Source organism: Bacillus sp. AMCV2 (assembly GCF_056033925.1).
Window position 1 is genome coordinate 3,016,097 of record NZ_JBVYIB010000002.1, and the last position, 13,673, is coordinate 3,029,769.

The following is a 13,673-nucleotide window of genomic DNA, read 5'->3' on the forward strand; positions in this document are numbered from 1 at the left end:
GTTCAATTTCATACAGTCTCTTTTACCGCTTAATCAAACACGAACGGGGGAACCAACGATTGGCTGTTTTATTAACAGCCTTGGGGTGAATCTTACTAAGTAAGAGGGGGTACTCTGAATCCCTAATCCGACAGCTAACCTCGTAGGCGTATACAGAGAGGAGGTCTATTATCGGCCATTCTTTGCAATGGTCTTTTTTGCTTCAAAAACGTTAATTCACTAAGGGAGATATGAACATTGGGAAGAATTAAAAATAAGCAATTTGCCGTGATCGGGCTGGGCCGGTTTGGCGGCAGCATTTGTAAAGAACTTCATAGAATGGGGCATGAGGTCCTTGCGGTTGATATCAACGAAGAAAAGGTCAATGCATATGCTTCTTACGCCACTCATGCGGTAATTGCCAACGCCACCGAAGAAAACGAATTGCTTTCATTAGGAATACGCAATTTTGAATATGTGATTGTTGCCATCGGAGCAAATATTCAAGCGAGTACGCTGACCACCCTATTATTAAAGGAGCTTGATATTCCAAATATTTGGGTAAAGGCTCAAAACTATTATCATCACAAGGTGCTTGAAAAAATCGGCGCTGACCGCATTATTCATCCTGAAAAAGATATGGGGGTTAAAATCGCACAAAGCCTTTCAGACGAAAATGTTTTGAATTACATTGATCTATCTGATGAATACAGTATTGTCGAGCTGCTGGCTACGCGCAAGCTTGATTCAAAATCGATTATTGACCTGAATGTAAGAGCAAAGTACGGCTGCACGATCCTGGCCATTAAACACCATGGAGATATCTGTCTTTCCCCCGCGCCTGAAGACATCATTCACGAGCAAGATTGCCTGGTGATCATGGGCCACAAAAAGGATATTAAACGTTTTGAAAACGAAGGGATGTAGACAAAGGTGACACTTCAAAAGGATAAAGTGATCAAATGGGTTCGGTTTACACCGCCTCAAGTGCTTGCCATTGGTTTTTTCCTTACCATTATCATCGGGGCTGTCCTATTAATGCTTCCGATTTCCACTACGAAGCCATTGTCATGGATAGATGCCCTTTTTACTGCGGCTTCCGCTACAACTGTTACAGGGCTTGCTGTTGTCGATACCGGTACTCAATTTACGGTATTCGGGCAAACAGTAATTATGGGGCTGATTCAGATTGGCGGGCTTGGATTTATGACATTTGCAGTCTTGATCGTCATGATATTAGGAAAAAAAATCGGCTTAAAAGAACGAATGCTCGTCCAGGAAGCCTTAAACCAGCCGACAATCGGCGGTGTCATTGGCCTTGTCAAAGTCCTGTTTCTGTTTTCGATCAGTATTGAATTGATAGCAGCACTCATTTTATCCATCCGGCTTGTACCTCAATACGGCTGGTCATCCGGCTTGTTTGCCAGTTTGTTTCACGCAATATCTGCTTTTAACAATGCCGGGTTTTCGTTGTGGCCTGATAATTTGATGAGCTACGTTGGCGATCCTACAGTAAACCTCGTGATTACTTTCTTATTTATTACAGGAGGGATCGGATTTACGGTTCTGTTTGATGTGATGAAAAATCGGCGTTTTAAAGCTTTTTCTTTACATACAAAGCTCATGCTTACAGGAACGCTGATGTTGAATGCGATTGCTATGCTTGCGATCTTTATTTTAGAATACAGCAACCCCGGCACGCTCGGCCACCTGCATATAGTGGATAAACTGTGGGCGTCCTATTTTCAGGCAGTGACGCCGAGAACCGCAGGCTTCAATTCTCTAAATTTTGGCAGCATGAGAGAAGGAACAATTGTATTTACTTTATTATTGATGTTTATCGGAGCAGGAAGCGCATCAACGGCGAGCGGCATTAAGCTGACTACGTTCATCGTGATTTTAACATCTGTTATTGCTTACTTGAGAGGTAAAAAAGAAACGGTTATTTTCCGCCGTTCCATCAAATATCCGATTATCATTAAAGCTTTAGCTGTGAGCGTCACCAGTTTGTTCATCGTGTTTTTAGGGATTTTTGCCCTGACGATCACAGAACAAGCGCCATTTCTTCAAATTGTGTTTGAAACCTTTTCCGCATTCGGAACTGTCGGCCTTACGATGGGGCTTACTCCTGAACTGACAACAGCTGGCAAGTGTATCATTATTGTCATCATGTTTATCGGAAGAATTGGTCCTTTAACGTTCGTGTTTTCATTCGCAAAAACAGAGCAATCAAATATCCGTTATCCTGACGGCGAAGTGTTTACAGGGTGATATCAAAAAATCCGGCGTGCAGTCGCCGGATTTTTTTATGATTCGATATGAGATTGATTTTGTCTTTTTTCCTGTTCCGCGATGATTTCATTATCCTCCGCGTTATCACGGGTTACTTTTTGTGTAAGAATCGCACCAACTGCTACAAGTATCATAACAGCGATGTAATAACCTTTTTCATTGAGTTCCAGATTATCAGCATTATAGAGTCCGATACTAAACAAAAATACTCCCGCAAAAAAAGTAAAATAAGCTAATACTGTAAAGGCAACCGTGTTTCTGCGTCTATATTTCTGCACCTTTGTTCCCTCCCGAAAGCATAGTTAAAAAGTGATAACTTCCGTGGAATATTATACCTCAAATTCCCCAGAATGGAACAAAGAATTAAAAATACCAGTAAAAAGGGCTTAGGTTGCCTCCTTTATTTCAACAGCTGAATCATCAATCCAGCCAATAAGTTTATCATTGATTTGGAATTGGTACCATACAGACTGGCCTTTCTGTTTTTTAGACACAACCTTTATGTCTTTGCCGACGTAAGATTGGGCAGAGGTAAGCCTTATGGACCGATCATCAGTAGAAGGCTTGGACCATACATCTTGAACGGCACTGTCTTTAATAGAGGCGTTTAAATCCACAGATTTGAGGGATGGATTTACCTCATCGTACTCATCTAAATCGTATTTTTCCACAATAGCGCTGATTTTGTCAGCGTAGTCAGGGTCTGTAGCATATCCTGATGTTTGCAGGGCGGTTGCCGCTTCCTTGTAATTCCCTGCCTCAAGCACCGGTTTATACTTCTTTTTATTCCACGATGTGCCACGGACGAACAATTGGGCGTGATCATCCATAGATTCAAAAAACGTGCTGTATTTTCGAAACTTCGCGCGAATGGTTTTTCTTTTCCCTTTTTCAACTTCGTCCGTTTCCATCGTGACATGATGGCCTTTATAATTCCCTTTTACGCCAAAAAGGTTGTTGGCCTTAGCAGCCAGTTCACTGTTCCCCCAGTCCGATTCGAGAATGGCCTGAGCAATTGTGATGCTGGGGAGAACATGGTATTTTTCATACAAAATTTGGGCATGTCCGGACAGACTGTCTATAAACACTTGCTGTTCATCGATTTCTTCAGTTTCTTTGGATATTTCAATCGGTTTTGATAAAGTTGTCGCTAAAACAAACAGAGCTAGCGGAATCGATACAAGGAAAAATAGTGAAATCAAGAGTTTACGTTTTTTAAGTTTTTTACGGGCCATGAAAACCTTCCTTCGAATTAAAAGATTACGAATGTAAAAGAATCTACCTTTTAGAATTTTACTTGCACTTCTAATATTTTTCAATTCTTTAGGGATAAAGTTGGGAAAAGATTGCAAAATAAAAACCTTTTCGCTCAATGAAAAGGTTTTACCATGTTTCTATTTTTGTAAATTTCTGAGTGCATTCCGATATTCCGTATCATTTATTACTTTATATGAATTGACGGTTGCCTTCGACAAACCTTGTGCTGAGACGGCCTGTTTTTCCGGAGCTGTTTTCGCTTTATCATGTGGTTTATGTGCCAGCTTGTGCCCCATTCCAGTGGCATTCATACAAAATGACAGACAGACGAGCAGCACGCTAAGGATAAAAGAAATGAAGAAGAGATCATGATAAGCAGTCATCATAGAATCCTGTACCGAACCGCTTTGTCTGGCAGCATCTTTTTTCGTGAAAAAGCCGATGAGAATGGGAACTCCCATATAGACAAACAATCTTAAAAACTGAACAGCTGTCATTCTCTTGACCAAATCAGGCAGCGGGCCTCCCATGGCAGCTCCCATCAGCCCTGCGGCGACTGTCAGGCCTGTTCCCGCTGCAAGCATGATAAACAGTGCTGCGAACATATAAAGAGATGATCGATCCTGTATATGCAGCCATTGAAAATTCACAAAAACGAGAATAAGTCCGCCAATAATACCGAGCATCCCTGGTCCGACTTTATCATATAACAGAGCGCTCAAAATGGCCGCGATCGCCACTCCGATTAAAAGAGTCAAGTTTAAAAAAATGAGATGCTCCTGAGAAATATCATACATTTGACGGAGCAAGCCTTGAAAAGCAGACAGGCTGACAGCTACCGTTATCGTCCCTGCAGCTATGATCAATAAGCCAAGCACCGGTTTTGGCAGCAGCATCAGTTTAATAGATATGAAGGGGTTTTTCACTTTATATTCCACAATCAATAGACCAATGAGCAAACATAACGTCACCCCGAAACCAATCCTTACATAACCCGATGACAGCCCCCATTTTTGCAGAAAAATGAATGAAACCGCTGAGGCTGCGGCAAGGAAAACAGATAAAAGAATTCCCGCACGATCAAGCGGCTGTTCTTGATCCGACGCCCCGTGATGCTCGTCATGAAGAAAGAAATAGCTCACCGCGACACCGATCAGGGACAAGGTGCCAAAGATGAAAAACAGCCATCTCCAATGCCCGCAGCTTGTTGCAATGGTTCCCAGGATGGTGCCGATGATAACAGAACCATAGAATCCCCCGATCAGCACAAGCAGTGCATAGTTCCTGCGTTCAATCGGGAATGACAGTACAAGCATTGGAATCATAATCATCAGCATGACGCCTGTTGCCGCCCCCTGTAAAAAGCGCCCTGCCGCCATCCATGCAATATCGCCTGAACATGCGATGAGCAGTGAGCCTAGTATAAAGACAGGTAATGAAGCCAGATAGACGGGACGAGCACCGAATTTTTTCCTCAGCAGCGGTCCTGCCGGAACTAGTAAGGCAAAGGCCATATTGCCGATCAATATTGGATTTACTGATGTGAAGCCACTTGTTCCAACCGCTTTCTGAACAAGGCCTTGAACTGACGACAATGCCGTGTTAGACATCAATCCCGGCCCGACCGCTAAGACGGCGAGCAAAGAAATCATCCAATAGTGTTTTGTCTTCATGTTGTCATTCCTTCCTATATGAATACATGCGAAACACATCATTTTTTGAAAACAAAAGAAGCTAATAGATTTTGCATACCATTAGCTTTCATTCTAATATTCTCCCTTTCAGGGGAAATGATATTATTTTATTATAATTATGTGAATGAATGAGCATATAATCAAATATTATTTCAAATCGATTGTGTTTTGTCAATGGAGTAAATTTCAAGCACAACATAGAAAGTCTGAAAGCTTTTCCCCGATATTGTGTTTTGGAGCCAAGGGGCCTAGAACTGCACTTATGGATCCCTGCTCGTTCCCTCAAGCGAATTAAAGCAGGCCGTTTTAATCCTTTCAATCCACTATTCCAACTAATAAACTCGAATTAGTTGGTGATAAGACAACATTTTGGCCGCACATTTTTTTGTGTTCACTGGGCGTTTGCCGCCTCTAAATTGTATATGGGTAAATACCATGAATTAACCTATGAAATACCAATGTAAGGAAATTTTAAATATTCTGGGAGGCAAAAACGAATGGAACTGTATGAGTGTATCCAAGACATTTTTAGCGGCTTAAAAAATCCATCGGTTAAAGATTTAGCAACATCTTTAAAACAAATTCCAAACGCAGCAAAATTGAGTCAACCGTATATTAAGGAACCAGACCAGTACGCTTACGGCCGAAATGCCATCTATCGAAATAATGAATTGGAAATTATCGTGATTAACATTCCGCCAAACAAGGAGACGACAGTACACGATCATGGTCAATCCATTGGTTGTGCAATGGTGCTAGAAGGAAAGCTTCTTAATTCTATTTATCGCTCAGCCGGCGAACACGCAGAACTCTCCAATTCATACTTTGTCCACGAAGGAGAATGCCTTATTTCAACCAAAGGTTTAATTCACAAAATGTCCAATCCGACATCCGAACGAATGGTGTCTCTTCATGTCTACTCCCCCCCTTTGGAAGACATGACGGTCTTTGAGGAACAAAAGGAGGTATTGAAAAATTCATGATTGACAGATAAACTGCTCACTTTGACTTCGCTCAACTGTAGGATTCAGAGAATGAACCTTTTCCTCAAAACAAAAAACCCTTATAGAATAAGGGTTTAAAGGTATGGAGCCAAGGGGGCTCGAACCCCTGACCTCTACGCTGCCAGCGTAGCGCTCTCCCAGCTGAGCTATGGCCCCGTATGTAACGTCATGTTTATTATAGATGATTTTTTTTTGAAAAACAAGCTGTTTCCTCTCGAATTGACAGAAAAAATAAGGCTCGGAAAAGAGCCTTATTTTTCGACTTACATCATGATCAAAAGTAAAATCACACCGAGAATAATTCGATAGATTGCAAATGGGACAAGTTTGATTTTGTTAATCAGCCTTAAGAAGAAACGGACGACAAACAGTGCGACCACAAAGGCACAGATAAAGCCGACGATGAAAAATGGCATCAGATCCGAGCTTAAGCTGTCCCAATGCTTCACGAGGCTTAGAAAGCTGGCTTCCATCATGATCGGCATCGCCATAATAAACGTAAAGTCGGCTGCCGCTCGGTGGTTTAATCCGAGAATAACACCGCCGGAAATGGTTGAACCCGAACGCGAGAAACCCGGCCAAAGGGCAAGACATTGGAATAAGCCAACTGCTATCGCCTGTTTATAGGAAATGCGGTCGAGAGTGTCTGTCGCTGTTTTCCGCTTATTGACCCAGTCAGCAAAAAGCATCAGGATTGCCCCGGCAATTAAACCGATGGCCACAGTTTTGACAGAAAATAAATATTCATCAATGTAATCTTCAAACAAAAAGCCGAGAACAGCTGCAGGCACGAGTCCGACGGCAATTTGGGCAATGCTTAGTTTATGTCCCTGCTCCTGGTCGCTTGTAATGTTTTTTTTCAAGCCGAGTAAGTTTAAAATTCGGTCTTTAAACACGATAGCTACTGCTAAAATGGAGCCTAGCTGAATAACCACCTTGAATGAGTTAGCAGCTTCTTCTGACATCAGATTACTTGATTTAAGCCAGATGTCGTCTACTATAATCATATGTCCTGTCGAAGAAACCGGCGCGTACTCTGTTAATCCTTCTACGATTCCTAAAATGGCGGCTACAAACAATTCCCATAGAGTCATGATTTTGATTCTCCCCATTAGACATTTATTTTTTTACATAACGGGAGCTTTCCATAAATGGAAAGCCCGTCTTATATAACTATAAACGAAAATCACACTTTATGACCCGGCGTATTTTCATTTTTTTCTTCGTCGTATAAATGTGACCGCATTTTAAACCAGTCAAATAAATGTGTCGTAATGACTTTGGCAACTGCATAGCCCGGAATGGCAAGAATGATTCCAACAACGCCAAACAGTTTGCCAGCTGTTAACAGCAGAAAAATAATTGTGATAGGGTGGATGTGAAGGTTTTTTCCCATAATTTGCGGAGAGATCAGCTTCCCTTCAATCAGCTGAACAATGGTCCAAACGATCACCAATTTAAGCAGCATGAGCGGCGATGTCACTATGGCAATGATAATCGCAGGCGTAATGGCAATCGTTGGCCCTAAATATGGAACGATGCTAGTACAAGCCGCAATGACGGCTAGCAATGAAGCATAATCCAGCCCGATAATCAAATAACCGATAAACAGCAAAAACCCGATACAGAAGCTGACAATGATCTGGCCTCTGATATAAGAGCTTAACCGATGATTCATTTCGCTTAAGACTGTGTATGTCTGTTCTTTCAATTGCGTCGGAACAAACTTCAGTATGTAGACCGGCAATTTTTTTCCGTCCTTTAACAAATAGAAAAGGATAAACGGAACCGTAACGATTGAAATGATAATCTCAGTCAGGGCGCCGATAAAATTCCCAACGCCGGTAAAGGTACTGTTCACAATTGTCGCTGCCTGATCTGAAACCTTTGTTGCGAGATCAGATATATTGATGTTCGTCGTTTGCTGGGCCTGATTGACGAAGTTGCTACCGATCAGCTGTTTCGTCTGATTTTCAACGATATCCACATATCTTGGGATGTTGTCGATTAAACTCATAATTTGTTCTTTTAAAAAGGGAATGATGGACACGATTGTGATCGTGATCAGCCCGATAATCAATAGATACAACAGTAAAATAGAATAGATTCTTCTTATTCTTCTTCTCTCAAGGAAATCGACGACCGGGTTTAACAGATAAAAAACAATGCCTGTCAAAATAATCGGAAGTGATATCGTTTTGAGCAAAACAATAATCGGGGTGAAAATAAATGATGTTTTTGTAAATACTAGAATATTTAAACCAATCAGCAGCAGCACAAGCAAAAATAAAACAAACTTATTGTCCAAGAAGAATCGCTTGAATCTGCCGCTCCATGTTTGCAACGTCTCCACTATCGTTCCTCCGTCATACATAGTTTAATTAAATTGTACACTATCGTCCCTATAATGAAAAATAAAAACCGTTAATTGCTGGAAAAGCTTTCACGGTTTTAACATTCTATTTATATCTATCATGTGATTTTGTTCTTTTTAAGCTATAATTTAGCTATATCATACAAAAGGAGCGATACGAGTGATACGTTTTGCAATAATAGGAACCAACTGGATTACAGACCGCTTTCTTGAGTCAGCAGCGGATATCGAAGATTTTCAGCTGACTGCTGTTTATTCAAGATCGGCTGAACGCGCTGCCGAGTTTGCTGCTAAACACAACGCTGCGCATGCCTTCTCAGACCTTCAGGAAATGGCGGCGAGCGATTGCTTTGATGCCGTATACATAGCGAGCCCGAACGCTCTTCATAAGGAACAAGCCGTTCTCTTTATGAACCATGGCAAGCATGTGCTTTGTGAGAAGCCGTTTGCTTCGAATACAAAAGAAACAGAAGAGATGATCTCAGCGGCTAAGGCAAACGGCGTTGTTCTCATGGAAGCAATGAAGACCACTTTCCTGCCGAATTTCAAAGAGCTGAAAAAACACCTGCATAAAATCGGTACTGTCCGCAGATTTACCGCAAGCTACTGCCAGTATTCCTCACGGTATGACGCGTTCAGAAGCGGAACTGTTTTGAATGCGTTTCAGCCTGAGCTTTCCAATGGGTCATTAATGGATATTGGCGTCTATTGTATTTATCCGGCTGTTGTGTTGTTTGGCGAGCCAAAGGATGTAAAAGCAAACGGATATGCTTTATCTTCCGGAGTGGATGGAGAAGGAACTGTCATTCTGTCTTACGACGGGTTCGAAGCCGTTCTGATGCATTCCAAAATCTCTACTTCCTATGCCCCAGCGGAAATCCAGGGTGAAGACGGGACGATTGTAATCGATACAATTCACCGGCCTGAACGTGTTGAAATCCGCTACCGGGACGGCCGCCTAGAAAACATCTCGATTCCTGATCCTAAACCGGCGATGTTCTATGAAGCAGAAGAATTTGTCACGCTCATAAAAGAGAATAAGCAAGAATCTGAAGAGAATACATTTGAACGGTCTTTGACCACCGCAAAAATTATGGAAGAAGCAAGAAAGCAAATGGGGATTATATACCCTGCTGATCAAGCTTAAAAAAATCCGCACGCGCGCAAATGCCGCGGCGGATTTTTTATTAGACAATCGGAGAAGATGCCTTCCTTTTTAAAAGCACCTGTTGCTCATATTCTTTGATGTCATGAAGCCATGCCTCTTTTACCGGAACGCCCATTTGCTCACAGTAGGAATCCCAGATGGCTCCGAAAGGATATGTTTTGAATTCCTCCATCAGGGCCAGCCTTTCTGTATAGCGGCCCTCTTCCTGCAATTGTTTTAAATAGCCGTTCGGGAGAAGCAAGGCATACAATAAAGCTTTGATCATATTTCTCGTTCCGATGGTCCAGGCGGCTACACGGTTAATGCTGGCATCGAAAAAATCCAGACCGATGGCGACCTTCTCAAGAGCCTGATTTCGTACAATTTCAAGAGCGATTTCTCTCAATTCATCATCCAAAACCACTACATGGTCGCTATCCCAACGAACAGGCCGAGATACGTGCAAGGCAAGCTTGTCTGTGTAAAGCAGCATGGACGAGATCTTGTTTGATACCGTCTCAGTCGGATGGAAATGGCCTGTATCAAGTAAACAAAGCTTATGATTCGTCAAAGCATAAGCTAAATAAAATTCATGAGATCCAACAACATATGATTCGGAGCCAAGCCCGAACAGCTTGCTCTCGATTGAATCAAGATTGTGTTGTTCACTGATCTCCTCTGCGAAGATCCGATCCAGTGATTCTTTTAGTCTTTTACGCGGTGTCAGCCTATCACTCGGGATATCCTTATAGCCGTCGGGAATCCAAATATTCGTCAAGCAAGGTGTTCCTAATTCTTTCCCGAAGTATTCCCCGATACGGCGGCACGCGATGCAATGCCTGATCCAAAATTCTCTGATGTCCGGATCAGGGTGTGAAAGGGTGAGTCCGTCAGCCGCTTTCTCATGCGAAAACAAGGTTGGATTAAAATCTAAACCGAGACCAAGTTTTTTTGCCCATTTCACCCAGTTTTCAAAATGCTGCGGCTTCAATTCGTCACGTTCTACCGCTTCCCTGTTTGTTTCTGCGTATATCGCATGCAGGTTTACGCGGTGCTTTCCAGGAATGAGAGAAAGAGCCTTCTCCAAATCTCTTCTTAATTCTTCAGGAGTTTGCGCTTTTCCGGGATAATTGCCGGTCACGTCAATTCCGCCTGAAAGCTCGCCCTTATTTACTTCAAAGCCTTCAATATCGTCACCCTGCCAGCAGTGGATCGAAATGGGCACTTGCTCTAATTGCCGAAGCGCCTCTTCAACATCAATTCCCCATTTTTCATATGCCTGTTTTGCACTGTCATAATTGGTTTTTATGGTCATACGGCTCTCTCCCTTTATCAGTTTTTTAATCCAAATAAAAAACTTCCTTTAGATCTACCGAAACAGGACTGAAATCCGAATTTGTTTTCATTAATGGCGACATCGATTTCCACCATCTTTGGCAAACTTCTGTGTCCGCCATCTTTCTCCATTTCTCTTCATCCTCTATTTCTAAATATGCAAAAAGCCTGCCTGTTTCCTCGTCTAGAAAAATGGAATAATGGTGTGCTCCATGAGCTTTGAGTGCTTCGGCCATCTCAGGCCAAATGTCATCATGCCGCTGTTTGTATTCTTCGTACTTGTCTTGATGTACAAACATGATACTGGCTTTTCTTTTCAAACCTTTTCACCTCTTCATCATTGAGATAGCGCTTTCAAAACAGTTTGCTGAAAGGACTGAATGATCGTGCTTCTGTCAATGTCTTTAGGTGTAAACACTTTGATCGGAAAGGAATTTCTGACGACTTGCCGGGCTTCTTTTATGTCTTTGACTTCTTTGGCAGCAATCATTTGCATCAAAAGATTTCCGGTGGCAGTTGCCTCTATCGGCCCTGCATATACCGCTTTTCCACTCATGTCTGCCGTTAATTGATTTAAGAAGTCATTTCGGGCTCCGCCGCCGATGATATGAAGCTGCTGAATCTGTTTTTCTGTGATCGTTTCCAGCTCTTTGATGGCAATCGCATAGATGATGGCTAAATTGCTGTAGATGCAGCAGGCAAGTTCGCCTGCAGTGCGAGGAGTCTTTTGGCGGGTTTGTCTGCAATAATGTTGTATTTCCTTTATCATGTTTTCTGGATTCAGGAATCGTTTATCATTTAAGTTTATAAATTGCTGGAATGGTTCTGTTTTTTCGGCTTCTTCTGCAAGCTGCTGAAAAGAATAATCTGCTTGTAACTGCTGTCTGACTTCTTGTATCACCCACATGCCGATAATGTTTTTGAGAAAGCGAATGGTGTTGTTTGCGCCGCGTTCATTTGTATAGTTGTTTTCTAAAGCAAGATCAGTTATTATTGGTGTTTTGTTTTCAATCCCGATTAACGACCATGTTCCGCTGCTGATATACGCCCAGCCATCATGTACGCCTGGCGCCGCAATGACGGCCGAGGCCGTATCATGTGTTGCGACTGTCATCACCTTGCACGCCGGGAGATCATAATCCGGGAACCACTCATTTCTTAGCTTCCCGAGCTCACACCCCGGTTCAGTCAGCGGCGCAAATTGCTGTTCCTGAACGGACACGGCTTCAAGCAATTCAGGATCAAGATTTCCCGTTGAGGCGTTTAAAAGCTGTGTTGTGGACGCGTTTGTGATTTCCGTTACAGCTTTTCCGGTTAAACAATAGCCTAAATAATCAGGGACCATCATAATTTTGTCTGTCTTTTTCAGCAGCTCACGGTCTTCTTCATACAATTGATAGATCGTGTTGAAAGGCTGAAATTGTATTCCTGTTTTTTGATAAATTGCGGCTTTTGAGAGGGTATGTTCCAGTTTGTCTATTGTGTGATCTGTTCTTCTATCACGGTAGGAGATTGCTTCCCGCAACCGATCGCCTTTTTCGTCCAGTAAGACATAATCAACTGCCCATGTATCAATGCCTACGGTGCAGTGTTCATACCCAAGCGTCTTTACTTTTTGCAGTCCTTGCAGGATTTGTTTTAGCAAATGATCAATATCCCAAAAGCAATGCCCGTCTCTTTGACTGAAACCGTTAGCGAACCTGTGAATCTCTTGTATGTCAAGCTTCCCTTCATTCAGTTCACCTACCATGATTCTCCCGCTTGATGCGCCTATATCAATGGCAGTATAAATCATTCTTTCACCCTCTCTTCGAAAGAGGAACAGCTGTCACCTTCACCTTTTTGTCCTCAAGAGCTTTTACCGATGCCGGATCAAGTCCAGAATCCGTAATTAGGCGGCTGACATCTTGCAGCGAGGCTATATGTGAAAACTCGCGGTTCCCCCATTTGCTTGAATCGGCCATCAAAATGGTCTGGTCCGACCTTTCGATCATCCGTTTTTTGAGCAGCGCCTGCCACTCATTTGAATCACTCATCCCGTTGTGTACGTCAAATCCCTTACATGACAGAAAGGTTTTATTGACATGATAGGTCTCAAGTGAACGCTCTGCTAACGGGCCGGCAAACGATAATGATTTTTCCAGCAAAATGCCGCCTGTTGAAATGACTGATATGTTTTCTTTATTGCTGAGTTCAATAGCTGCTTTCATTGAGTTTGTAATCACGGTGAGCTCAATGTCTGGGAGTATTTTCGCCATGTACCAGGCGGTTGTGCTTGCATCGAGAATGATTCGGTCTCCGCTTTTTACATATTTGGCCGCTTCGTGAGCGATAGCTTTTTTTTCGATGACATTCGTGATTTCCCGTTCAGAAAAATGAATTTCTGATTCCTTCTGCTGAATACTGACCGCTCCTCCGTGGCTCCGGCTCAGTTTATGTTCTTTTTCAAGCTTTTCAAGATCACGCCGAATGGTTTCCTCTGTGACTGAAAATATGTCACTTAATTCGGAAACGCGGATGCTTGAACGCGTATTCACTATTTCCACTATTTTTTGCTGCCGTTCTGCTACTAGCATCAGTAACGCCCTTCC

At 42.6% G+C, this 13,673-nt stretch carries 13 protein-coding genes, 1 tRNA gene and 1 riboswitch; of the genes, 4 read left to right on the forward strand and 10 right to left on the reverse strand.

Translation table 11 applies throughout. The features are described 5' to 3' along the window. Positions 1–16 precede the first annotated feature (16 nt). Positions 17–165, forward strand: a riboswitch (cyclic di-AMP (ydaO/yuaA leader). Positions 166–237: 72 nt separating this feature from the next. Both ktrA and ktrB read left to right on the forward strand, forming a co-directional pair. After that, positions 238–906 carry a potassium uptake protein KtrA gene (gene ktrA / locus AC0OMA_RS15710; RefSeq protein ID WP_003228942.1) on the forward strand — a complete coding sequence of 223 codons (669 nt, stop codon included), beginning with the start codon at positions 238–240 and terminating at the stop codon, positions 904–906. Between the two features lie 6 nt (positions 907–912). Beyond that, a complete protein-coding gene (ktrB, locus tag AC0OMA_RS15715) occupies positions 913–2,250 on the forward strand; it encodes a Ktr system potassium transporter KtrB (protein ID WP_181220074.1) in 1,338 nt (445 codons plus the stop codon). Positions 2,251–2,285: 35 nt separating this feature from the next. Here the strand turns inward: ktrB and AC0OMA_RS15720 are convergent, their stop codons facing one another. The 3 genes from AC0OMA_RS15720 to AC0OMA_RS15730 all read right to left on the reverse strand — a co-directional run bounded on the left by AC0OMA_RS15720 (position 2,286) and on the right by AC0OMA_RS15730 (position 5,201). After that, positions 2,286–2,549, reverse strand: a complete 264-nt coding sequence (locus AC0OMA_RS15720) for a YiaA/YiaB family inner membrane protein (protein WP_003222348.1) — start codon at positions 2,547–2,549, stop codon at positions 2,286–2,288. Positions 2,550–2,657: 108 nt separating this feature from the next. Then, entirely contained in the window at positions 2,658–3,506 is an 849-nt protein-coding gene (gene lytG / locus AC0OMA_RS15725) for an exo-glucosaminidase LytG (protein WP_003228938.1), read from the reverse strand. A 159-nt stretch (positions 3,507–3,665) separates the two neighbouring features. Further along, the gene (locus tag AC0OMA_RS15730; protein WP_015384473.1) at positions 3,666–5,201 is read right to left on the reverse strand and encodes an MFS transporter; all 1,536 of its coding nucleotides are present in this window, start codon (positions 5,199–5,201) and stop codon (positions 3,666–3,668) included. A 518-nt stretch (positions 5,202–5,719) separates the two neighbouring features. On the opposite strand from AC0OMA_RS15730, the gene cdoA reads away from it, so the two are divergent. Beyond that, complete coding sequence (gene cdoA / locus AC0OMA_RS15735) at positions 5,720–6,205, forward strand: cysteine dioxygenase (RefSeq protein ID WP_015384474.1); 486 nt, start codon at positions 5,720–5,722, stop codon at positions 6,203–6,205. Between the two features lie 104 nt (positions 6,206–6,309). Here cdoA and AC0OMA_RS15740 read toward each other — a convergent pair. From AC0OMA_RS15740 to AC0OMA_RS15750, 3 genes are all read right to left on the reverse strand, one after another. Then, positions 6,310–6,382: transfer RNA gene (locus AC0OMA_RS15740), tRNA-Ala, on the reverse strand. A gap of 107 nt (positions 6,383–6,489) precedes the next feature. Next, the gene (locus tag AC0OMA_RS15745; RefSeq protein WP_474222244.1) at positions 6,490–7,320 is read right to left on the reverse strand and encodes an undecaprenyl-diphosphate phosphatase; all 831 of its coding nucleotides are present in this window, start codon (positions 7,318–7,320) and stop codon (positions 6,490–6,492) included. 92 nt (positions 7,321–7,412) lie between these two features. After that, on the reverse strand, positions 7,413–8,579 hold the full coding sequence (locus AC0OMA_RS15750; protein WP_024571881.1) for an AI-2E family transporter: 1,167 nt from the start codon (positions 8,577–8,579) through the stop codon (positions 7,413–7,415). 181 nt (positions 8,580–8,760) lie between these two features. Here AC0OMA_RS15750 and iolU point away from each other — a divergent pair, with 181 nt between their 5' ends. Continuing rightward, complete coding sequence (gene iolU, locus AC0OMA_RS15755) at positions 8,761–9,747, forward strand: scyllo-inositol 2-dehydrogenase (protein ID WP_015384476.1); 987 nt, start codon at positions 8,761–8,763, stop codon at positions 9,745–9,747. A 40-nt stretch (positions 9,748–9,787) separates the two neighbouring features. On the opposite strand, the gene rhaA is transcribed toward iolU, so the two are convergent. Genes rhaA through rhaR form a run of 4 tightly spaced genes read right to left on the reverse strand, consistent with a single transcriptional unit; the run spans position 9,788 to position 13,658 of the window. Next, positions 9,788–11,062 carry an L-rhamnose isomerase gene (gene rhaA, locus AC0OMA_RS15760; protein WP_015384477.1) on the reverse strand — a complete coding sequence of 425 codons (1,275 nt, stop codon included), beginning with the start codon at positions 11,060–11,062 and terminating at the stop codon, positions 9,788–9,790. 25 nt (positions 11,063–11,087) lie between these two features. Then, positions 11,088–11,402, reverse strand: a complete 315-nt coding sequence (gene rhaM, locus AC0OMA_RS15765; RefSeq protein WP_015384478.1) for an L-rhamnose mutarotase — start codon at positions 11,400–11,402, stop codon at positions 11,088–11,090. Positions 11,403–11,419: 17 nt separating this feature from the next. Next, a complete protein-coding gene (gene rhaB, locus AC0OMA_RS15770; protein WP_100505748.1) occupies positions 11,420–12,877 on the reverse strand; it encodes a rhamnulokinase in 1,458 nt (485 codons plus the stop codon). Between the two features lie 4 nt (positions 12,878–12,881). Continuing rightward, complete coding sequence (rhaR, locus tag AC0OMA_RS15775) at positions 12,882–13,658, reverse strand: rhamnose catabolism operon transcriptional regulator RhaR (protein WP_181220077.1); 777 nt, start codon at positions 13,656–13,658, stop codon at positions 12,882–12,884. Between the last annotated feature and the right edge of the window lie 15 nt (positions 13,659–13,673).